Consider the following 21,791-nt stretch of genomic DNA (forward strand, 5'->3'; position numbering starts at 1 on the left):
ATTCTACGCTTTCCTGCTGCGGCGTCAAGAGGTATTTACCATCTTTTTTCGCCTGTCGTTGAAAGGACTCAAAAGCCTCTTTTCGTCGACCCTGTCACGTCTTTCGCGTTGCCGCTGTGCCGTGTCAGTGGGAGCGCATTATAGGGAGCAAAAACTTTTGTGCAAGGGCTAAATCTAAGAAAAACAGGATTAATTTATCGTTCGCTCATAAAAGCAGCCAAACGACCAAAAAAACGATATTTATTGATGAAAAAAGGGGCTCGCGCCCCTTTTTTATCTATATGGAGTCGTTTCTTAAGGCTTAAGGTCCGAAGAAGCGGGACTCCTGTTTGGCTTCAACCGTCTCACCATCGACTTCGGTAGTGACAATAAAGTCTATCTTGGTAATAGGACGTTTCAGCTCCACAGGGTCGACCGCCACACTGATAGGCAGCGTCAATACTTCACCGGCCGCAATCTGCACTGTTTGTGGGCCATACCACTTATAGTTGTTTAACCCATCAATGTGCATCTGGTACTCGTGAGCCGTTTCCGTTTTGTTCAATATCTTCAAAGTGAAGGTATTCTCTGTCATCCCCTGAGTATTCTCGGTATAGAGCTGATTCCGGTCACGAATGATATCGATGCGCACAGGGGCGATATTGGCACTGGCGTAGATAAACACCAAAATCATCGCAGTAAGCACAACACCATAGCCCACCAGCTTGGGACGCAGCACTTTTTCCTTGATCCCTTCCAGTTTGTTTTCCGTGGTGTAACTGATAAGGCCTTTGGCATATCCCATACGCTCCATGGTGGAGTCACAAGCATCGATACAGGCGCCGCAGTTGATACATTCGTACTGCAGGCCATTACGGATATCAATCCCTGTCGGACAGACCTGGACACAGAGATCGCAATCGATACAGTCGCCCAGCCCTAGAGCTTTGGGATCAGCCTTACGGGAGCGGGGACCGCGAGTTTCACCACGCTTGGTGTCATAGCCAACAATATAGGTGTTCTTATCGAACATGGCCGCCTGGAAACGCGCATAGGGACACATGTGAATACACATGATTTCCCGCATCCAGCCGGCATTACCATAGGTAGCCAGAGTGAAGAGAATGACCCAGAAGTACACGGCGCCGCTGGCCTGTAAGGTAAACACCTCTAGGTATACTTCTCTGGAGGGCACAAAGTAAGACACAAAGGTCATGGCCGTCAGCAGGGAGATCAGCAACCAGGCAGTATGCTTGGCCGTTTTGCGCCAGAGCTTGTCAAAACTCCAGGGCATCTGATCCAACTTCATCCTTTTGTTGCGTGCCCCTTCGAGCTTTTCTTCAAACCAGATAAAGATGAAGGTCCACACTGTCTGCGGGCAGGTGTAGCCGCACCAGACCCTTCCCAAGTAGGTAGTGACAAAAAACAGTGCGAAGGCGGCAATCATAAACAAGGCCGCCAGCAACGTTAGATCCTGAGGCCAGATAGTCAGGCCAAATACATGAAACTTCTGCTCCGCCAGGTTAAACCAGACTGCCTGCCTATCCCCCCATGGAAGCCAGGGCAGGATGAGGAAAAACAGCATGGCTATCCATCCCATACGCCGCCTTAAAGTACTCCATAGACCGTCAACCGCACGAACGTAAATTCGATTGCGAGGATTAAAGCGGTCTGCTTTACTCGCATCAGGCTGGTGAATCTTGATTCGATTGGCTTTCGAATAATCCTTATTGCTCGACTCTTCACTCATCTTTACAGCCTTTTACTGCTTATTGTATAAAAAATGGCGTATTATACCTTGTAACACAAGGGTTATTAACCTTAGTTGGACTAAATGATGAAAGGCTGGATTATTTTGGCAATATTGGCCGGAGTGCTTTATTACCTGGTCACTCAGACGGATAAGCTCGATGAGCCCATTGCCCAAACCGAAGCATTAGTAAAGAAAATTGAACGCAAGCTGGATGCCATGACGGGCACGCAGATCATTCGTCTCGATCAGAAAAAGGCCCGCCTCAAGGCCGATATTGCCGAGCGCTTGTCGGCTTCTGAGCTGCAGGAGCTGGACGGCATACTGACCACGCCAGATACCCTGATGGACTTCAAAGACGAGTATTGTCGTGGCAATGTCATATCTCATCCAGTTTTCAGCAAAGATAATCTGTTATTCATCTGCGATAACCTCTGAATAAAGCACCGGGTTTTGTCGACTGTTGCAAAACCCGCACCTGAAATCATTGACCTCCCACGCCAATCCACCTAGCCTTTGAGCCATTATCAATATAGGGGCTGTTTGTTATGACATCTTTTGTTTCCGATACTTTTGAACCTGAATTGTGGGAAGAGGTTGCCGGGTTCGCTTTTGAAGACATCACTTACCACAGAGCCAAATCCCAAGGTACGGTGCGAATTGCCATTAACCGTCCCGACTGCCTGAACGCTTTTCGTCCCAAGACAGTTGATGAACTTTACATAGCTCTGGACCACGCCCGGCAATGGTCTGATGTAGGTTGTGTGCTGTTAACAGGTAATGGTCCATCGGCCAAAGGGCAATATTCCTTCTCCTCCGGTGGCGATCAGCGTATTCGCGGCAAAGACGGCTACAAATATGAAGGTGAGGAAGCCGGCAAGGCCGATTTGGCTCGCATGGGCCGCCTGCATATTCTCGAAGTGCAGCGCTTGATCCGCTTTATGCCCAAGGTTGTCATAGCCGTTGTTCCCGGTTGGGCGGTTGGTGGCGGTCACAGCCTGCATGTGGTGTGCGATCTGACACTGGCATCGAAAGAACACGCCGTTTTCAAACAGACAGACCCGGATGTAGCCAGCTTTGATTCCGGCTATGGCAGTGCTTATCTGGCGAAGATGATAGGTCAGAAGCGGGCAAGAGAAATATTTTTCTGTGGCTTTAACTACAGTGCCGATGAAGCCTTTGCCATGGGCATGGTTAACCGTTCGGTTCCTCATGCAGAACTTGAAACCGAAGCTCTGCGCTGGGCCAAGGAGATCAATTCCAAGTCCCCAACCGCAATGCGCATGCTCAAATATGGCTTTAACCTGCCTGATGATGGTTTGGTTGGCCAGCAGCTGTTTGCCGGAGAAGCGACCCGTTTAGCCTATGGCACAGCCGAGGCCCAGGAAGGCCGAGACGCGTTTCTTGAAAAACGCGATCAAGACTTTTCCAGCTTCCCTTGGCATTACTGATAGCCTTAGACGACTAAAGGCCGCATAAGCGGCCTTTTTAATAGATAAAAACGGTCAAATTAATCTGTTAAACCCTCTTTCAATTATTAATGAGAATTATTACCATTAAATTATCAGGAGAGGAGAACCGCCATGATTAAGACAATGACCTTTGCCATACTGCACTTCAGCGTAGCCTTTACCATCACTTACCTGCTTACCGGCAGTGCGCTTATCGGTGGTGCCGTGGCCCTGGTAGAACCCAGCATCAACACTGTTGTTTTCTACTTCCACGAAAAGGTCTGGAAGAGATACGAAGCAAAAAAGCAGCAGCGGCTGACGCAATTAACCGCCTGAGCATACACTCAGGCGATTAGTGGCAACACTTTCAGGTTTGCGCTTGATTCCGGCCAATTACTCCACAGTAACCGACTTGGCCAAGTTTCTTGGCTGATCCACATCAGTCCCTTTGATCAGGGCAACATGGTATGACAGCAACTGCAGCGGAATGGTGTAAATAAGCGGTGCCATAAACTCATCACAATGTGGCACAGGTATTACCTTCATGGTGTCATCGGATGCAAATTCAGCATCAACATCGGCAAACACATACATCAAGCCACCACGGGCACGTACTTCTTCCACATTCGACTTGAGCTTTTCAAGCAGTTCATTATTGGGTGCCACCACTATCACAGGCATGTCGGCATCGATCAGCGCCAATGGCCCATGTTTCAGCTCTCCGGATGCATAAGCCTCGGCATGAATATAGGAAATCTCCTTCAGCTTCAGCGCGCCTTCCATCGCTATGGGGTACTGATCGCCACGTCCCAGGAACAGGGCATGGCTCTTATCGGCAAAGTCTTCTGCCAACTCGGCAATGGCATCATCCAACCCCAGAGCCTGCTCCACTTTAGCCGGCATAGACTGTAGACTCTGGGCGATTGCCGCCTGCATTTCCACACTCATGTTGTTATAACGTCCCAGTGCCGCCGTCAGCATCAACAAACCGGCCAACTGCACGGTAAAGGCCTTGGTGGAAGCCACACCTATCTCGGCACCGGCTTTCATCATATATGCCATATCGGACTCGCGAACCAGCGAGGATCCAGGGGCGTTACATATGGTCAAGGTTGCCTTATACCCCATCTCTTTGGCCAAACGCATTGCCGCCAGGGTATCGGCCGTTTCACCGGATTGAGAAATGGTGACCAACAGGCTGTTGGGGAACAGATGCGACTTGCGGTAGCGGAATTCAGAGGCGATTTCCACATTACAGGAAACGCCGGCCCAATCTTCCAGCCAATAACGTGCCGCCATACCGGCATGGTAACTGGTACCACAGGCAATGATCTGTACGTGTTTGATATCTTTGAGAAGCTCGGCTGCATTATCACCAAAGGCAGTATCCAGCACCTGTTGCTGGGCAATTCGTCCTTCGAGAGTACGGGCCAGCGCCATGGGCTGCTCATAGATCTCTTTAAGCATATAGTGACGATACTCACCCTTGTCACCGGCATCATGGGTGATTTCAGACTCTTTCTTTTCACGTACAACCGGGTTACCGTCCAGATCATAGATATGGACCTCACGGCGAGTCACTTCGGCAACATCGCCCTCTTCCAGGAAGGCAAAAGTACGGGTCACCGGCAGCAGCGCCAACTGATCCGAAGCGACGAAGTTTTCTCCCAGACCAAAGCCTATTACCAATGGGCTGCCACTGCGGGCGACCACCAGCCGTTCAGGGTCTCGGCGGTCGATGACCACAGTGCCATAGGCACCTTCCAGTTGTTTTACTGTGGCTTGTACCGCCGCCAGCAAGCCGGGGGCAGACTTAAGCTCATGGTCAACCAGATGACAAATGACTTCTGTATCTGTGTCTGAGTTGAACTGATACCCCAAACCCTTGAGCATCTCCCGCAATTTAGCGTGATTTTCAATAATCCCGTTGTGCACCACGGCTATGTCGCTGCCGGATTGATGTGGATGCGCGTTGCGCTCACTGGGCTCACCATGGGTCGCCCAACGGGTATGGGCGATGCCGGTACCACCGGCCAAAGGAGCCGTTTGCAAAGCATCGGCCAACTCCTGCACCTTGCCAACTCTGCGGGTACGGGTCAGTTCACCTTGGTGTATGACAGCCACACCGGCCGAATCATAGCCACGATATTCCAGGCGTTTCAGCCCCTCTATCAAGATTTCAGCTACATCCCGCTGCGCTACTGCGCCAACAATTCCACACATATCAATATCCGCTTAATTTAAAAGTTTATGCTGTAAAAGGGGCTAAGATCAGCTTTACCCCTTGATTTAAAATACTTTCAGCGGCTGCATCAGGCAGCCTGTCATCTGTCACCAGGGTAGTGACCAACTCCCAGGGCAACTCAAGATTAGGAATTCTGCGACCCACCTTTTCCGATTCGAGCAACACCACCACATCCCTGGAGACTTCCGCCATCACCCGGCTGAGTCCAATCAACTCATTGAAAGTGGTAGTGCCTCGCTGCAAGTCAATGCCATCGGCGCCGATAAAAAGCTGGTCAAAGTTGTAGGAACGCAGTACTTGCTCAGCCACCTGTCCTTGAAAAGATTCGGAGTGGGGATCCCAAGTGCCCCCTGTCATCAAGAGTGTAGGCTCGTTTTCCAATTCATGTATCGCATTGGCCAGCTGCAGGGAGTTGGTCATAACCACCAGCCCGCGCTTATCATTGAGCTCAGGTATAAGCCCCAAAGTGGTGCTGCCACAATCTATGATGATGCGGTTATGATCTTTGATAAGCCCGGCAGCGGCCTGAGCTATGGCCAACTTATTGCGGGAAGGCGGTTCAGACAAGGTCTGGGTCATCTCTTGAGGAACGACGACGGCGCCACCATAACGACGCAGCAGCAAACCGGTTTTCTCCAGGGCTGCCAAATCTTTACGTATGGTCACTTCCGAAGTTTCAAACTTCAGCGCCAAGGCATCTACACTGACTTCACCCTGCTGCTGCAGCAGGGTAACTATAGCGTGACGCCTTTGTTGAGTGTTGCGTTTGGTCATTCCAGACTGAATAAGTTTCGATTCGAAAGGCGAATTATATAACTTCGAAACCTAAACGCAATTGCAGAGTGAAAAAAGCCCGTTAGTAGTTCAGCCGATATACAGGCATGCCTTAAAGGCGGCACGAGTCTAGGCACGCCCCTAGAAGCCGAAAGAATTAGATTTCATCCATAAAAAATGCCAGCCACTGGTGTGACCGGCATTGCTGTTAGCATGTTATCTATTGGCGATTAAAACTTGGCTTCCAGCGCCAGGCTCACATGACGACCTTCACCCACAGTCACATCTGTATTGGTACCGCCGGCAAGATATTCTTTATCAAACAGATTCTTCATGTTAACCCTTACGCTGACATCTGTTCCCATCACATCCATGGTATAGGCGGCGCCTAGGTCAAAACGTACATAACCATCTTTGGTGATCATGTTCTCTTTATCGGCAAAGCGTTCACCAACATAGACGGCACCAAAATTCAGAGCCAACGCTTCTGTCATCTCATAACGGGTCCAGATATTGGCCGACCATTCAGGCGCATCTATCGGCGTTTTACCATTGAGACTATCTTCTGCAGGGCGATCATACTCTGCATCCAGATACATCATGGAACCTGTCATAAACCACTTATCACTGAGTCGTCCCTGAGCGCCCATCTCAAACCCTTTATGACGTTGTTCACCACTCTGAGTGGTTATTGATTCACCAGCACCCAGGTCTTGAGTCACGGTAACATTGGAGACAGTTATATCAAACACGGCGCCTGTCAGTAATAACCCACCATCGAACAGTTCCCACTTGGTGCCTATTTCATACTGTTCCCCATACTCAGGATCTAGATTCATCTTGTCATTAACATCATTAGGATCATTGACGCTCCCTTGGGGACTGAAGCTCTTTGAGTAATTGACATAGATACTGCCGTTATCCATCGGCGAATAGATCACCCCAAATTTAGGTGAAACGGCATAACTGTTGTTCCCGGCACCATCTTTCTTTTGTTCGTCATAACGAACACCGGCCAACAGTTTCCACTGTTCATTGATAGTAACCAGGTCCTGAATATAGAAACCATAGTGCTTATAGTCGCTTTCATAGAGTGAAGTATCGTTATGATAGTCCAAACCTGGATTTGCAATGGGCTGGCCAGGCATAACAGAAACACTTTCGCCTTTTTCGCGCAACTGCCCATAGTAGTAGTCCAACATATTGGCACCGATCAGGAACTGATGTTCCAAAACGCCGGTACTGAAGTTACCGGTAATATCAATGAATCCTGTTTTATGTTGCCAATCATCATAACGATCGAATGGACTCACAGTGTAACCATCAGTAAATGGATCCTCAGAACCTTTGATCAAGCTTGGAAGAGAGTCCAACCGTTGGCGGTTGAACTGCTGATCATTGTAGCCGGCCTTCACTTTCCAGTTGTCGCTGATAAAGTAAGTGAGTTCGGCCCCTAAATTTTCGATGGTATTGTCAGTAAACGCCCATGGCATATCCCAGATAATATCCCGACCACCAATAAGCTCACCCTTGCTGTTCAACCAACCGCCACGATCTATTCCGGTTTTATCTTGGGTGCGGTCATATTTCAGTGACAGCAAAAGATCATCGGTAATATCAAACTCCAGATTCAGGTAGCCCAACCAGCGATCTCTTTCCTGATTTTCACCATTCTGATACTCACGCCAATACTGGGTATCCTGTTTAACCAGCACAGTGCGATAACGGATAGTCTGAGCTTCGTTTAGACTACCACCGGCATCCAGTTGAAAGCGGGTAGAGCCGTTGTCATCTGTATCAAACCCTAAGTTAAACAGTGTGTCGTAGGTCGGCTTCTTGGTCACCATGTTGATCAAGCCACCAGGGCCGGACTGGCCGTAGAGCATACTTGACGGCCCCTTAAGCACTTCTACTTGCTGCAGAGTTTCAATAGGTTGTACATAGTGTGACCACTGCTGCTGGCCATTGATCAAGTACCCAGACCCTGAGTCCAACTCAAAACCACGAATATTAAATACCTGGCGATTCCATTTTTCACTGCCACTGGTCACGCTTGAGTCATTCACCAAGACTTCAGCCAGGTTGGTTGCCAGCTGTTCATCGGTAACAAAATCGGGGATAACGGTAACGGATTGAGGTGTATCCATCAGATTGATATCACCACGCATCGCACCAGAAGCGACGCCGGTCTTATAATCATTGAAGCTACGACCGGTAACACTGATACGTTCAATATCTTCTGGCGCTTGCGCTGCCGCCAACGGCATTGAAGAGATAGCAGCAACCACTGCCATACCTACACAGGAAAACTTAAACCTCATAATCACCTCATTCTCGATGCCGGACCGGCAATCTGATCTACTTTTGCGAGCAAATATAAATGAGAAGAATTAGTATTTAAGTTTCTTTACGGATATTTACAATTAACTATGATTCAGTTCAAACCTAATGATGGCTTTGCGAGGTAGGAAGCACCCATCAGGATGCTTCCATAGAAAGGAGTTATTTTTTCTGTTTTTGCGGACGCTTCCAGTCCTTGATGTGTCTCTGCTTGACCCGGGTTATCACCAACTCACCGGCGCCGACATCACGGGTTACAGTGGAACCGGCTCCCAGAGTGGCTCCCTTACCTATGGTGACAGGAGCAACCAACTGGGTGTCACTGCCGACAAACACCTCATCTTCAATAACGGTCAGATGTTTGTTGGCGCCATCATAATTGCAGGTAATGGTACCGGCCCCTATGTTTACCCCTTGGCCAATCTGTGCATCTCCGAGGTAAGCCAGATGTCCGGCTTTGGAGCCCACACCGAGTACGGCTTTCTTCATCTCAACAAAATTGCCTATGTGGGCATCCTGTTTTAGTTCTGCACCCGGACGCAGACGAGCAAACGGGCCGGCACTAGCGCCATCACCCAACTTGGCGCCCTCGACTATGCTGTAAGGCTTAATCTCGGCGTTGTCGGCAATCTCACAATCGATAAGGATAGCCCCGGCGCCTACAGTCACGTTATTACCCAGCACCACTTTACCTTCGAAGATCACATTGATATCGATCATCACATCCATGCCGACAGTCACTTCACCGCGAACATCGATACGTGCCGGATCTCTAAGATTGGCACCATCCAGCATCAAGGCTTCAGCACAGCGCTGCTGATAAGCACGTTCCAACGCCGCTAGCTGCACCCTGTTATTGGCGCCTTCTGTCTCTATGGAGTTAACTGGATGAGCCGTGTCTATGGCCACCCCATCGGCGTGAGCCATGGCGATCACATCGGTAAGGTAGTACTCGCCCTGAGCATTATTGTTTTCCAAGCGTCCGAGCCAGTTTTTCAATTGTTTGCCCGGCAATGCCATGATGCCGCTGTTGATCTCATTAATCTTGAGTTGCTCGGCAGTAGCATCTTTCTGTTCGACTATGCCCACTACCTTGCCCTGCTCGCGCACGATACGGCCATAACCGCTTGGATCATCTAGATGTACTGTCAGTACGGCTACGCCATCGTTTTGTCTGGCAGCAAGCAGGGCTTCCAGAGTTTCCTTGCGAGTGAGTGGAACGTCACCATAGAGCACCAATACAGTGTCATTGTCATCTATATGGGGAATAGCCTGAGCTACCGCGTGGCCGGTGCCCAGCTGTTCAGCCTGCAGCACAAAGTTAAGCGGTTGCTCGCCCAGTTCTGTCATCAGCTTGTCACCGCCATAACCGTAAACCAGATTGATCTTGTCGGCATTAAGTGAATGAGCCGTATCAATCACATGCTGCACCATAGGCTTATGGGCAACCTTATGCAGGACTTTAGGCAAATCGGAACGCATCCGGGTCCCTTTCCCGGCGGCGAGAATTACAACATTCAATGACATGGGAGATTCCTTTTCTATAGGCTGGCGCAAGTGTACCGGAATCACAGTAAAAATGCAGCGCTCAAGCAGCTTGGAAGCTTGTAAATCTGCTTGAGGCAAGCAGGAATAACAGACACAAAAAAGGCGCCCTGAGGCGCCTTTTTTCAGCAGTGCTGTTATCTGGCAATGTTCTTCTTGATGGTCTCAACGACCCGCAACTGAGCCACGGCCTTAGCCAGTTCAATTGCTGCCGCAGCATAATCGAAGTCAGCACCGGCATCGGCCATGTGGGCCTCTGCACGACGCTTGGCTTCTACTGCAGCCTGCTCGTCAATCTCATCGGCACGCATTACAACATCAGCCAATACGGACACGGAGTTGGGTTGAACTTCCAGTAAACCACCTGAAAGGTAAAACACCTCTTCCTGACCATTTTGTTTGACGATGCGCGCCATGCCAGGTTTGATATTGGTCAGCAGCGGAGTGTGACCAGGCATAACACCCAGTTCACCCTCAGAACCTGTTACCTGTAAATGGGCAACAAGGCCTGAGAAAATTTTGCTCTCTGCACTGACGATATCAAGCTGTACTGTCATGGCTGCCATCCCGTTCTCCTTACCAAACTATGCAATATTGCCTAGTTATTTCTTGTTGGCTTTCTCAACGGCTTCGTCGATAGAACCAACCATGTAGAACGCTTGCTCTGGCAGGTGATCGAACTCACCGTCCAGAATTCCCTTGAAGCCACGGATGGTGTCTTTCAGGGGCACGTACTTACCTGGAGAACCGGTAAAGACTTCAGCTACGTGGAATGGCTGAGACAGGAAACGCTCGATCTTACGGGCGCGGGATACTGTCATCTTGTCGTCATCTGACAACTCGTCCATACCCAGAATAGCGATGATGTCTTTCAGCTCTTTGTAACGCTGCAGAACTGTCTGTACACCGTTTGCCACGTCATAGTGCTCTTGGCCAACAACCTGTGGATCCAGCTGACGAGAGGTGGAATCCAGTGGGTCAACCGCTGGGTAGATACCCAGAGAAGCGATTTGACGAGACAGTACCACAGTCGCATCCAAGTGGGCGAAGGTGGTTGCAGGGCTTGGGTCAGTCAAGTCATCCGCAGGTACGTATACCGCTTGTACCGAAGTGATAGAACCCACTTTGGTAGAAGTAATACGTTCTTGCAGAACACCCATCTCTTCAGCCAGTGTTGGCTGATAACCCACAGCAGAAGGCATACGACCCAGCAGTGCAGATACTTCAGTACCTGCCAGGGTGTAACGGTAGATGTTGTCAACGAACAACAGTACGTCACGACCTTCGTCACGGAACTTCTCGGCCATAGTCAGACCGGTCAGAGCAACACGCAGACGGTTACCTGGTGGCTCGTTCATCTGACCGTACACCATGGCTACCTTGTCCAGTACGCCTGAGTCTTTCATCTCGTAGTAGAAGTCGTTACCTTCACGGGTACGCTCACCTACACCGGCGAATACGGACAGACCTGAGTGGGCTTTAGCGATGTTGTTGATCAGTTCCATCATGTTAACTGTCTTACCAACACCCGCACCACCGAACAGACCTACTTTACCACCCTTGGCGAACGGACATACCAGGTCAATAACCTTGATGCCGGTTTCCAGCAATTCAGTGGTGTTAGATTGCTCTTCATAAGAAGGAGCATCACGGTGAATGATATAACGCTCATCTTCACCGATAGCGCCCGCTTCATCCACAGGCTCACCCAGAACGTTCATGATACGGCCAAGGGTCGCAGCCCCAACCGGAACGGAAATTGGTGAACCAGAGTTTTCTACCTCGATACCACGACGCAGACCATCGGAAGAACCCATGGCGATGGTACGAACTACACCACCACCCAGCTGTTGCTGAACTTCCAGCACCAGGCCTTTACAGGCGCCTTCGCCTGTGATCTTCAGAGCGTCATATACCTGAGGTACGGCATCTTGTGGAAACTCAACGTCCACAACCGCGCCAATCACTTGGACAACAGTACCTGTGCTCATGATTAATCCTCTAAAACTTGTATTCGTTACCCAGCCTAAACCGCGGCTGCACCTGACACAATTTCCGACAGCTCTTGCGTAATCGCCGCCTGACGGGCCTTGTTGTATACCAGTTGCAGATCATCGATCAGCGTGCCGGCGTTGTCTGTTGCTGCCTTCATGGCCACCATACGGGCAGCCTGCTCGGAAGCAATGTTTTCAACGACACCCTGATACACCTGAGACTCCACATAACGAACCAAAAGCTTGTCCAACAAGACCTTTGGATCTGGCTCATAGATGTAGTCCCAGCGATGCGCTACGTCATCTTCGTCTGATTTAGGCAAAGGTAGCAGCTGCTCGATCACAGGAGTCTGCGTCATGGTATTAACAAACTTGTTGAATACCACGTACAGACGATCCAGCTTGCCTTCGTTGTAAGCCTGGAGCATTACCCGCACAGTACCAATCAGGTCAGCGAGCTTGGGAGCATCACCTAAACCTGAAGCCTGGGCCTGTACATTGCCACCAAAGCTCTTGAAAAACTGAACACTACGAGCACCGATAGGGCAGAATTCAACTTCTGCACCTTGCTCTTTCCAGCTTTTCACGTCTGCGACAACCTTTTTAAACAGGTTGACGTTCAGACCACCACAAAGGCCACGGTCGGTTGCCACTACTATGTAACCAACCCGCTTGGGTTCTCTCACCTCCAAGTAGGGGTGTTTGTACTCCAGAGAACCTTGAGCGACGTGACCGATCACCTTACGCATGCTCTCCGCATATGGACGGCTCGCAGCCATGCGATCCTGCGCCTTGCGCATTTTGCTGGCTGCCACCATTTCCATGGCGGACGTGATCTTCTGAGTGTTTTTCACACTCGCGATCTTGGTTTTAATCTCTTTAGCGCCGGCCATCTCTACTCTCCAATCTGGACCTGAGGTGCCTTATGACACCTCGCATGTATTTACCAGGTTTGGGTTGCCACGAACTTGTCGAGACCAGCCTTCAGCTCAGCTTCGATTTCGGCATTGTAATCGCCGCTATCGTTGATCAGCTTCATCAGCTCAGCATGCTCGCCGTTCATGAAAGAGAGCAGAGCGGCTTCGAAGTCACCGATCTTCTTCAGCTCAATACCTTTCAGGTAGCCTTTTTCAGCTGCAAAAATAGATACAGCTTGGTCAGCTACGCTCATAGGAGCGTATTGCTTTTGCTTCATCAGTTCGGTTACACGCTCACCGTGCTCCAGCTGGGCACGAGTTGCATCGTCAAGGTCAGACGCAAACTGTGAGAACGCAGCAAGCTCTCGATACTGTGCCAGCGCAGTACGGATACCGCCGGACAGTTTCTTGATGATCTTGGTCTGAGCCGCACCACCTACACGAGAAACAGAGATACCTGGGTTAACTGCTGGACGCAGGCCAGAGTTGAACAGGTCGGTTTCAAGGAAGATCTGACCATCGGTAATAGAAATTACGTTGGTCGGTACGAACGCAGATACGTCACCTGCCTGGGTTTCAATAATTGGCAGAGCGGTCAAAGAACCGGTCTTACCTTTTACTTCACCATTAGTGAACTTCTCAACGTACTCTTCGTTCACGCGGGAAGCACGTTCCAGCAGACGAGAGTGCAGATAGAATACGTCACCTGGGTAAGCTTCACGGCCTGGTGGACGCTTCAGCAGCAGTGAGATCTGACGGTAAGCAACGGCCTGCTTAGACAGGTCATCGTAAACGATCAGTGCATCTTCACCGCGGTCACGGAAATATTCACCCATGGTACAACCAGAGTATGGTGCCAGATATTGCAGGGCAGCCGCTTCAGAAGCAGTAGCAACCACAACAATAGTGTTGGCCAGAGCACCGTGCTCTTCCAGCTTGCGAACTACGTTGGCAATAGTAGAAGCCTTCTGGCCTACTGCAACGTACACACACTTGATGCCGGAATCTTTCTGGTTGATGATGGCGTCGATAGCCATCGCAGTTTTACCAGTTTGACGGTCACCGATGATCAGCTCACGCTGACCACGACCGATAGGGATCATGGCATCAACCGCCTTATAACCGGTTTGTACCGGTTGAGATACGGATTGACGCTCAATAACACCAGGAGCAATCATTTCAACAGGTGCGAAACCATCGTTGTCGATAGGTCCTTTACCGTCGATTGGCTCACCCAGGGTGTTAACAACACGTCCCAGCAAACCTCGACCCACTGGGACTTCCAGAATACGGCCGGTGGTTTTAACTTTTACGCCCTCAGCCAAACCGGCATAAGGACCCATAACTACGGCACCTACAGAATCACGTTCAAGGTTCAACGCGATTGCATAACGGTTGCCAGGCAGTTCGATCATCTCACCCTGCATTACATCGGCCAGGCCGTGAATGCGGATGATGCCGTCACTGACCGAAACGATAGTACCTTCGTTGCGGGCTTCACTGACGACTTCGAACTGCTCGATCCGCTGCTTAATCAGATCGCTGATTTCAGTGGAATTCAGTTGCATGCTCAAACTCCCAATTACGACTGCAGCTTATCAGACAGGCGGTTCAATTTGCCGCGGACGGATCCATCTATCACCAGATCCCCTGCCTTGATAATTACACCGGCGATAAGCTCGGCGTTGACGCTGCAATTCAGCTTAACTTTGCGTGCGAGACGTTTCTCTAAAGAAACACTGATCTGCTGTTGCTGCTCAGAGCTGAGCTCAGTAGCAGACACCACGCTGGCTTCGATTTCCTTAGCCCATTCGTGGCGAAACTCAGCATAGAGCTGAGATACAGCAGGCAGTACCTCCAAGCGACCGTTTTCAGCCATTACCTTGATCAGATTTTGACCGTGCTCATCAATTTGCTCGCCACAGATATTGATAAAGAGTGCAGCTAGCTTAATGCTGGACATAGATCCAGCCAGCAGTGGCTTCATGGATTCGTTTTCACTCACCATTGCCGCGAAATCGAGCATTTCTGCCCAGTTTTCTACTGCTTGATGTTCAACAGCAAAGTCAAAAGCTGCCTTAGCGTAAGGGCGAGCAATGGTGGTTAACTCAGCCATAACTCAACTCCCTTATCAAATTTCAGCAACAAGTTTATTAACTATGTCGCTTTGGGCGGCTTCATCAATCGAACGCTCGAGGATCTTCTCTGCACCAGTGATGGCAAGAGTCGCAACCTGCTTACGCAGTTCCTCTTTCACGCGATTACGTTCAGCTTCAATTTCTGCTTTACCCTGAGCAATGATTTTCGCACGCTCAGCGTCTGCTTCAGCTTTGGCTTCATCAATAATCTGAGCCTTGCGCTTGTTGGCAGACTCGATGATTTCGTTGGCTGTAGCCTTGGCTTCTTTCAGTTGGTCAGTCGCTTTCGCTTGAGCCAACTCCAGGTCTTTTGCTGCACGGTCAGCGTCAGCAAGACCATCAGCAATCCTTTTCTGGCGCGCTTCGATGGCATTCATCAAAGGGGGCCATACAAACTTCATGCAGAACCACACGAAGATAATAAAGGCGACCGTCTGACCGATTAGGGTAGCGTTGATATTCACAACAGCCTCCTATTTAGAGTTAAGACAGAAGCGTTTATTACAGCATTGCACCCAGTGGGTTAGTAAACAGCATGTAAAGTGCAATACCTACACCGATCATGGTTACGGCGTCGAGCAGACCCGCTACGATGAACATCTTAACTTGCAGCATAGGAGCCATTTCTGGTTGACGCGCAGCGCCTTCCAGGAACTTACCACCCAAAAGGCCGAAACCGATAGCGGTACCCAGTGCACCCAAACCAATGAGCAGAGCAACAGCAATTGCAGTAAAGCCCAGAATCGTTTCCATCTGTATCTCCAGTATCTAAATCTATGTTAGTTGATGATTTAGTTAAAAAATTTCTTCAGCAGTCCTTAATGATCTTCATGTGCCATGCTTAGGTAAACGATAGTCAGCATCATGAAAATAAACGCTTGCAGCGTGATAACCAGAATATGGAAGATCAGCCAGCCCAGTTGCAGAGTCACACCCAGAGCGGCAATCGCCATGTTGGCACCATACATCAGCGCAATAAGGATGAAGATCAACTCACCTGCATACAAGTTACCGAAGAGACGTAACCCCAATGAAATGGGCTTAGCTATCAAGGTAACTGTTTCGAGCAGGAAGTTGACGGGTATCATTGCCCAGTGGTTGAAGGGCTGTAGCGTCAGTTCTTTCGCAAACCCTGACACACCTTTGACCTTGATGCTGTAGTAAATAATCAGCACAAACACGCCCAACGCAAGGCTGAAAGTGATGTTAAGGTCAGTAGTCGGAACTATCTTCAGATAAGGCACACCAGCCAAAGCGGCCGCATGTGGAACCCAGTCAACGGGTACCATATCCATGAGGTTCATCATGAATACCCACATGAAAATAGTCAGAGCAAGAGGTGCTATCAAGGCATTGCGACCATGGAATGTATCTTTAACGCTGTTGTCGACAAACTCGACGATCATTTCGATAAAGCATTGAAGCTTACCGGGAACGCCAGAGGTTGCCTTTTTGCCAACGCTGCGGAACAACCACAGAAACAGCACGCCAAGACCAACCGAAAAGAGCAATGAATCAATGTGCCACGTCCAGAAACCTTCACCAACGGCTAAGTTGGTAAGGTGGTGCTGGATATAGCCCTGCGGTGTTAATGCTTCACCAGATGCAGCCATGATTCATCCCACTTAACTTTGCTTGAAGTACAAAGGAGCTGCCCAATGCACTATCAACGCCAGTACATAACAGATAAAAAGGGGCAAAAATGCGACCTCTAAATTGATAAATACCAACGAAAACAATGCTATTGTTAACAGCAACTTTACCGCTTCCCCCCAGTAAAAGCCTTTGAGGACCTTACCGGCAGCGCTTGCTCCCATATGGGAAAAAGCTAGGGTCGCGAATACAAAATTAGGGAGCACAGCTATGGCAGTTCCTGCCAGAGCAGAATAGCCAAACCGAGCTCCCCACACGGCGAAAAAGATAATTGAAGCACCCCCAGCTATCGCCGCCTGCATCATCACCAATTTATAGGCTGACCAACGGCCACGACGCGCTAAAACCTTACTCAATCATTCTTCTCCGCATTCCTACTTTTTGTTTCGATGACCGGACTACAAAAACCCGTATGAAGTCGAGGCACAAAAAGCTTGCGAAAGTATACCGTTTCAAGTCTTCTTTGCAACTTTGAGATAAGTAAAAATCTCACCTTTTAACGTGATACAGCGCCAAATAAGTAAAAGTGCAACATTAACATATGTCACAAATTTACATTAAATGGTGTTAACCACATTTTTTTAATGGATTTTGGCAAGAATTCCGTCTAATTCAGCCAGATTCTGATAGTTAATTACAATTTTCCCCTTTCCCTTACTACCATGGGATATGGAAACTTTTGCACCTAACCTTTCAATTAACTGACTCTCAAGACGGGCAACATCGGCATCTTTTACAGGTTTTTCGGACTCTTTGGCAGGATTTAAGACCTTATTCACCAATCGTTCGGTTTCACGAACAGTCAATTCCTTCGCTACCACCAATCGGGCAACCGAAGTTTGTTCTTCGCCTTGCAAGGCCAGCAAGGCTCGAGCATGACCCATTTCGATATCACCGTACTCCAACAACCGCTTTACCGGTTCATTCAGACCATTGAGTCGCAGTAGGTTCGAAACAGTAGCCCTAGATTTTCCCACAGCATCAGCTATTTGTTGGTGAGTAAGATCAAATTCTTCGATCAAGCGGTTAAGCGCAATGGCTTCTTCCATGGCATTGAGATCTTCCCGCTGAATGTTTTCTATCAGGGCAATAGCCACAGCCGCCTCGTCAGCAACCTGTTTGACTATGCAGGGTACCTTATCCAGCTTGGCCAACTGTGCGGCACGCCAGCGACGTTCACCGGCGATGATTTCGTACTTGTCATCGCTGATCTTACGTACCACTATGGGTTGAATGACTCCTTGAGCCTTGATGGATTCAGCCAGTTCTTCCAGAGCCTCGGGCGACATGTCTTTACGGGGTTGATACTTGCCTGGCTGCAGCAGATCCACATCCAGAGTCAGCAGGGTTTCGCCGGCATCAACCTTGGATTGCTCGGCATCATCACGCTTCTTGCTCGCCGCATGGCTGGTACTCAAAAGTGCGTCCAGGCCCTTGCCCAGACCCCGTTTTTTCAATGTCATGCTCATTCCTTTATGCCAGTTTCGCTTGCTGATTCTGCTCGGAGCGACGAATAATTTCGCCAGCTAAAGCCAGATAGGCCTTGGCACCAGCGCTGCTCTTGTCGTAGTACATAGCCGGTGCGCCAAAACTCGGGGCCTCGGCCAAGCGAATATTTCTTGGGATCACAGTGCGATAAACCTTGTCCCCAAAGTGCTGCTTAAGCTGATCGGAAACATCGTTAGCCAAGCGGTTGCGGGGATCGTACATGGTTCTGAGTATCCCCTCGATCCCGAGTTTGGGATTAACCATGGCCGCTAATTTGGAAATAGTGTCCATCAGCGCAGTCAAACCTTCCAGGGCATAGTATTCACACTGCATGGGAACCAGCACTGAGTCGGCCGCCGACATGGCATTCACCGTCAACATATTCAGCGAAGGAGGGCAATCGATAAAGATGAAGTCATACTCATCCTGCACCTTTGCCAAGGCGTTACGCAAGCGAATCTCCCTGGCAAAGAACTCCATCAATTTGATTTCGGCGGCGGTTACGTCACCGTTGGCGGCAATGAGATCATATTTCCCAGCGGTGTTCCGCACGACGACTTCGTCAAAACTCTTTTCTTCCACCAACAATTCATAGGCGGTGTTTTCAACTTCGTACTTGTCGACACCACTCCCCATGGTGGCATTGCCCTGGGGATCCAGATCGATCAACAGCACCCGCCGCTTGGTAGCCGCCAAAGAGGCAGCCAAATTAACGCAAGTTGTTGTTTTTCCAACGCCACCTTTCTGGTTGGCTACGGCAATAATTCTCGCCACACTGTCACCTTGTCTGTCAATTTTGTTATTGATGCCCGGTTCCGTTTGCATCAAGTTGCTTGATACGCCAGCCAATTGCAAGGCATTCAAACCTGGGGGGCGATAATCAGCAGATGTCTCTGTTCATCCAATTGAGGAACCTTGAGTTCAATAGATTCCCTGATGCTGTATCCCTCAGGGATCCCGGTCAACTCCTCTGGATTCAACTGTCCTTTGAGGGCATAGAATACCCCATTTTTCGCCGGTAGATGCTGACACCAGCTTAACATGTCGGCTACTGAGGCAAAGGCGCGGCTAAGCACTCCATCAAATCCTTGTGGATCCTGAAAGGCTTCCACCCGGCTTTCTACCGACTGTATATTTTGCAATTTGAGTTCAATCTGAACCTGTTTTTGAAAACGGATCCGCTTGCCAAGGCTATCGAGCAACACAAACTCTTTTTCCGGATTCAAAATCGCCAGCGGGATACCGGGCAATCCAGGGCCGGTGCCCACGTCAATAAAACGCTGCCCCTTGAGATGAGGAGAGACGACCAGACTATCCATGATATGCCGGATAAGCATCTGCTCAGGTTCACGCACCGAGGTCAGGTTATAGGCTTTGTTCCATTTGTTGAGCATAGCGACAAAACCGAGCAGTTGTTGCTGTTGCTCATCTGATGCATTGAGACCTGTCTCTGCCAAATATGTTTTTAACTGTGCTGCAAGCACGGGTATTCTCCCCAGAAAGATACTGCGGGGCTATTATGCGGCCCCAAAACGGCCAAGGGAAGCATCTACAGCTTCCCCGGCTCTGGAATGGTTTACTGTATCAGGCCGTACGGCGCAGTAATCCCCGTTTTTTCAGATGCACCAGCAAAATGGAGATGGCCGCAGGTGTCACCCCGGAGATCCTGGAGGCCTGGCCTATGGTTTCCGGTTTATGGGCATTGAGCTTGGCAATCACCTCGTTGGACAAGCCAGGCACTTCGTTATAATCGAGCTCCAGCGGCAGGCCAGTATTTTCGTTGCGCTGCGCCTTGGCAATCTCTTCCTGCTGACGCTGAATATAACCGGCATATTTAACCTGGATCTGCACCTGTTCGGCTGCTTGACGATCCTCGAGACCCGGTCCAAAACCTTCGATCCCCATAAGCTTGTCATAATCCAACTCAGGGCGACGCAGCAACTCTTCAAACGAAGCTTCACGAGATATTGGCGTATTGAGATGCGGATTCAACGCTTCCACTAGAGGTGAATTCACATGGATCCACTGACTGCGCAGGCGTTGCAGTTCAGATTCTATCGCCTCAACCTTGGCTGAGAACTTGGCCCAGCGCTGATCATCAACCAATCCCAGCTCGCGGCCTTTCTCGGTCAGGCGCAGATCGGCATTGTCTTCGCGCAGCAACAAGCGATATTCGGCGCGGCTGGTAAACATACGATAGGGCTCTTTAGTGCCTAACGTCGACAGATCATCCACCAGCACGCCAAGATAAGCCTGATCCCTTCTAGGCGCCCAAGCGTCTTTACCTTGCACCTGTAAGGCCGCGTTCATACCGGCCAACAGGCCTTGAGCCCCGGCCTCTTCATAACCTGTGGTGCCGTTGATTTGACCTGCAAAGAACAACCCATTTATGGTTTTGGTTTCCAGTGAGTTTTTCAGATCTCTGGGATCGAAGTAATCATATTCGATGGCATAACCAGGACGCATGATCTCGGCATTCTCCATCCCTTTTATCGAGCGGACCAAGGCAATTTGTACATCGAATGGCAGACTAGTTGAGATACCGTTGGGGTATAACTCATTGGTATTTAGCCCCTCGGGTTCAATAAAGATCTGATGCGAACTCTTATCGGCAAAACGATGGATCTTGTCTTCAATTGACGGACAGTATCTCGGACCTATGCCTTCGATAACGCCAGAATACATAGGGCTTCTATCCAAGCCACCACGAATAATTTCATGGGTTTTCTCATTAGTATGAGTGATATAGCAAGAAATTTGCTGTGGATGTTGGCTTACATCACCAATAAAAGACATCACAGGAAGAGGATTATCTCCTTGCTGTTCTGTCATCTGTTGGAAGTCGACACTGCGGGCATCGATACGTGGTGGTGTACCCGTTTTGAGGCGGCCAACTCGAATAGGCAACTCTCTGAGTCTATGAGCTAAAGCGATCGCTGGAGGATCGCCAGCACGCCCACCACTGTAATTTTCCAATCCGATATGGATCTTGCCTCCCAGGAAAGTGCCGGCTGTCAACACCACTGTTGGAGCTTCAAAAGCCAGTCCCATTTGGGTAACAACACCAATGACTCTGTTATTTTCAACAACCAGATCGTCAACGGCCTGCTGAAAGATCTTTAAGTTAGGTTGGTTTTGCAATATCTGTTGGATCTTTTGCCTATACAAGGCGCGATCCGCTTGAGCTCGGGTTGCTCTTACCGCAGGTCCTTTACTTGAATTCAAAGTCCTGAACTGGATCCCCGCATAGTCGGTTGCTACGGCCATGGCACCACCCAAGGCATCAATCTCTTTAACTAGATGTCCTTTACCTATTCCACCAATAGCTGGATTGCAGGACATCTGACCCAAAGTGTCAATATTGTGGGTCAGGAGTAAGGTCTTGACTCCCATTCTGGCAGCAGCCAATGCGGCTTCAGTTCCGGCATGACCACCACCTACAACAATTACATCAAACCGTTCATGAAAACGCATAGATTTACCTTTGGCTGGGTAAGGGATGAAAAAGGAATATCAG

Annotated in this window: 21 protein-coding genes; 3 read left to right on the forward strand and 18 right to left on the reverse strand. The window is 49.5% G+C overall.

What is annotated here, in order from left to right; genetic code table 11:
* Positions 1–301 precede the first annotated feature (301 nt).
* On the reverse strand, positions 302–1,729 hold the full coding sequence (gene ccoG, locus CBE72_RS10565) for a cytochrome c oxidase accessory protein CcoG (RefSeq protein WP_100143499.1): 1,428 nt from the start codon (positions 1,727–1,729) through the stop codon (positions 302–304).
* Between the two features lie 87 nt (positions 1,730–1,816).
* Between ccoG and CBE72_RS10570 the strand changes: the two genes are divergently transcribed.
* The 3 genes from CBE72_RS10570 to CBE72_RS10580 all read left to right on the forward strand — a co-directional run bounded on the left by CBE72_RS10570 (position 1,817) and on the right by CBE72_RS10580 (position 3,516).
* Entirely contained in the window at positions 1,817–2,167 is a 351-nt protein-coding gene (locus CBE72_RS10570) for a hypothetical protein (protein ID WP_100143500.1), read from the forward strand.
* A 110-nt stretch (positions 2,168–2,277) separates the two neighbouring features.
* A complete protein-coding gene (locus tag CBE72_RS10575) occupies positions 2,278–3,180 on the forward strand; it encodes a 1,4-dihydroxy-2-naphthoyl-CoA synthase (protein WP_028780956.1) in 903 nt (300 codons plus the stop codon).
* Between the two features lie 132 nt (positions 3,181–3,312).
* Positions 3,313–3,516, forward strand: coding sequence for a DUF2061 domain-containing protein (locus CBE72_RS10580; protein WP_100143501.1), 204 nt, complete (start codon positions 3,313–3,315; stop codon positions 3,514–3,516).
* A gap of 57 nt (positions 3,517–3,573) precedes the next feature.
* Here CBE72_RS10580 and glmS read toward each other — a convergent pair whose 3' ends face one another.
* From glmS to mnmG, 17 genes are all read right to left on the reverse strand, one after another.
* Positions 3,574–5,403, reverse strand: a complete 1,830-nt coding sequence (glmS, locus tag CBE72_RS10585; RefSeq protein WP_100143502.1) for a glutamine--fructose-6-phosphate transaminase (isomerizing) — start codon at positions 5,401–5,403, stop codon at positions 3,574–3,576.
* Positions 5,404–5,428: 25 nt separating this feature from the next.
* On the reverse strand, positions 5,429–6,199 hold the full coding sequence (locus CBE72_RS10590; protein ID WP_100143503.1) for a DeoR/GlpR family DNA-binding transcription regulator: 771 nt from the start codon (positions 6,197–6,199) through the stop codon (positions 5,429–5,431).
* Positions 6,200–6,429: 230 nt separating this feature from the next.
* Complete coding sequence (locus CBE72_RS10595; protein WP_100143504.1) at positions 6,430–8,520, reverse strand: TonB-dependent siderophore receptor; 2,091 nt, start codon at positions 8,518–8,520, stop codon at positions 6,430–6,432.
* Between the two features lie 181 nt (positions 8,521–8,701).
* Positions 8,702–10,066: a bifunctional UDP-N-acetylglucosamine diphosphorylase/glucosamine-1-phosphate N-acetyltransferase GlmU gene (glmU, locus tag CBE72_RS10600; protein ID WP_100143505.1), complete on the reverse strand. Its 1,365-nt coding sequence runs from the start codon at positions 10,064–10,066 to the stop codon at positions 8,702–8,704.
* Positions 10,067–10,221: 155 nt separating this feature from the next.
* Positions 10,222–10,650, reverse strand: a complete 429-nt coding sequence (locus CBE72_RS10605) for a F0F1 ATP synthase subunit epsilon (RefSeq protein WP_100143506.1) — start codon at positions 10,648–10,650, stop codon at positions 10,222–10,224.
* 36 nt (positions 10,651–10,686) lie between these two features.
* Positions 10,687–12,075, reverse strand: coding sequence for a F0F1 ATP synthase subunit beta (gene atpD, locus CBE72_RS10610; protein ID WP_100143507.1), 1,389 nt, complete (start codon positions 12,073–12,075; stop codon positions 10,687–10,689).
* 35 nt (positions 12,076–12,110) lie between these two features.
* Positions 12,111–12,971, reverse strand: coding sequence for a F0F1 ATP synthase subunit gamma (gene atpG, locus CBE72_RS10615; protein WP_100143508.1), 861 nt, complete (start codon positions 12,969–12,971; stop codon positions 12,111–12,113).
* A gap of 50 nt (positions 12,972–13,021) precedes the next feature.
* Positions 13,022–14,563: a F0F1 ATP synthase subunit alpha gene (atpA, locus tag CBE72_RS10620; protein ID WP_039035952.1), complete on the reverse strand. Its 1,542-nt coding sequence runs from the start codon at positions 14,561–14,563 to the stop codon at positions 13,022–13,024.
* A 14-nt stretch (positions 14,564–14,577) separates the two neighbouring features.
* Positions 14,578–15,111: a F0F1 ATP synthase subunit delta gene (gene atpH / locus CBE72_RS10625; RefSeq protein WP_100143509.1), complete on the reverse strand. Its 534-nt coding sequence runs from the start codon at positions 15,109–15,111 to the stop codon at positions 14,578–14,580.
* Between the two features lie 15 nt (positions 15,112–15,126).
* Positions 15,127–15,597 carry a F0F1 ATP synthase subunit B gene (gene atpF, locus CBE72_RS10630; RefSeq protein ID WP_100143510.1) on the reverse strand — a complete coding sequence of 157 codons (471 nt, stop codon included), beginning with the start codon at positions 15,595–15,597 and terminating at the stop codon, positions 15,127–15,129.
* A gap of 37 nt (positions 15,598–15,634) precedes the next feature.
* Positions 15,635–15,886: a F0F1 ATP synthase subunit C gene (gene atpE, locus CBE72_RS10635; RefSeq protein ID WP_025011729.1), complete on the reverse strand. Its 252-nt coding sequence runs from the start codon at positions 15,884–15,886 to the stop codon at positions 15,635–15,637.
* A gap of 65 nt (positions 15,887–15,951) precedes the next feature.
* Positions 15,952–16,746, reverse strand: coding sequence for a F0F1 ATP synthase subunit A (atpB, locus tag CBE72_RS10640; protein WP_100143511.1), 795 nt, complete (start codon positions 16,744–16,746; stop codon positions 15,952–15,954).
* Between the two features lie 12 nt (positions 16,747–16,758).
* A complete protein-coding gene (locus tag CBE72_RS10645) occupies positions 16,759–17,142 on the reverse strand; it encodes an ATP synthase subunit I (RefSeq protein WP_100143512.1) in 384 nt (127 codons plus the stop codon).
* Positions 17,143–17,367: 225 nt separating this feature from the next.
* Entirely contained in the window at positions 17,368–18,249 is an 882-nt protein-coding gene (locus tag CBE72_RS10650) for a ParB/RepB/Spo0J family partition protein (RefSeq protein WP_100143513.1), read from the reverse strand.
* A gap of 10 nt (positions 18,250–18,259) precedes the next feature.
* On the reverse strand, positions 18,260–19,048 hold the full coding sequence (locus CBE72_RS10655) for a ParA family protein (RefSeq protein ID WP_100143547.1): 789 nt from the start codon (positions 19,046–19,048) through the stop codon (positions 18,260–18,262).
* An 86-nt stretch (positions 19,049–19,134) separates the two neighbouring features.
* Complete coding sequence (gene rsmG / locus CBE72_RS10660) at positions 19,135–19,758, reverse strand: 16S rRNA (guanine(527)-N(7))-methyltransferase RsmG (protein ID WP_100143514.1); 624 nt, start codon at positions 19,756–19,758, stop codon at positions 19,135–19,137.
* 100 nt (positions 19,759–19,858) lie between these two features.
* Positions 19,859–21,748, reverse strand: a complete 1,890-nt coding sequence (gene mnmG, locus CBE72_RS10665) for a tRNA uridine-5-carboxymethylaminomethyl(34) synthesis enzyme MnmG (RefSeq protein WP_100143515.1) — start codon at positions 21,746–21,748, stop codon at positions 19,859–19,861.
* Positions 21,749–21,791 lie beyond the last annotated feature (43 nt).

It is taken from the genome of Shewanella carassii (assembly GCF_002777975.1).
GTDB lineage: Bacteria > Pseudomonadota > Gammaproteobacteria > Enterobacterales > Shewanellaceae > Shewanella > Shewanella carassii.

Coding starts and splice junctions, on each gene's coding strand:
- CBE72_RS10570 (WP_100143500.1), top strand. CDS start 1,817: ATGAAAGGCTGGATTATTTTGGCAATATTGGCCGGAGTGCTTTATTAC.
- mnmG (WP_100143515.1), bottom strand. CDS start 21,748: ATGCGTTTTCATGAACGGTTTGATGTAATTGTTGTAGGTGGTGGTCAT.
- CBE72_RS10650 (WP_100143513.1), bottom strand. CDS start 18,249: ATGACATTGAAAAAACGGGGTCTGGGCAAGGGCCTGGACGCACTTTTG.
- CBE72_RS10590 (WP_100143503.1), bottom strand. CDS start 6,199: ATGACCAAACGCAACACTCAACAAAGGCGTCACGCTATAGTTACCCTG.
- CBE72_RS10575 (WP_028780956.1), top strand. CDS start 2,278: ATGACATCTTTTGTTTCCGATACTTTTGAACCTGAATTGTGGGAAGAG.
- atpH (WP_100143509.1), bottom strand. CDS start 15,111: ATGGCTGAGTTAACCACCATTGCTCGCCCTTACGCTAAGGCAGCTTTT.
- glmU (WP_100143505.1), bottom strand. CDS start 10,066: ATGTCATTGAATGTTGTAATTCTCGCCGCCGGGAAAGGGACCCGGATG.
- ccoG (WP_100143499.1), bottom strand. CDS start 1,729: ATGAGTGAAGAGTCGAGCAATAAGGATTATTCGAAAGCCAATCGAATC.
- glmS (WP_100143502.1), bottom strand. CDS start 5,403: ATGTGTGGAATTGTTGGCGCAGTAGCGCAGCGGGATGTAGCTGAAATC.
- atpB (WP_100143511.1), bottom strand. CDS start 16,746: ATGGCTGCATCTGGTGAAGCATTAACACCGCAGGGCTATATCCAGCAC.
- CBE72_RS10580 (WP_100143501.1), top strand. CDS start 3,313: ATGATTAAGACAATGACCTTTGCCATACTGCACTTCAGCGTAGCCTTT.
- CBE72_RS10605 (WP_100143506.1), bottom strand. CDS start 10,650: ATGGCAGCCATGACAGTACAGCTTGATATCGTCAGTGCAGAGAGCAAA.
- CBE72_RS10595 (WP_100143504.1), bottom strand. CDS start 8,520: ATGAGGTTTAAGTTTTCCTGTGTAGGTATGGCAGTGGTTGCTGCTATC.
- atpE (WP_025011729.1), bottom strand. CDS start 15,886: ATGGAAACGATTCTGGGCTTTACTGCAATTGCTGTTGCTCTGCTCATT.
- atpA (WP_039035952.1), bottom strand. CDS start 14,563: ATGCAACTGAATTCCACTGAAATCAGCGATCTGATTAAGCAGCGGATC.
- atpD (WP_100143507.1), bottom strand. CDS start 12,075: ATGAGCACAGGTACTGTTGTCCAAGTGATTGGCGCGGTTGTGGACGTT.
- atpG (WP_100143508.1), bottom strand. CDS start 12,971: ATGGCCGGCGCTAAAGAGATTAAAACCAAGATCGCGAGTGTGAAAAAC.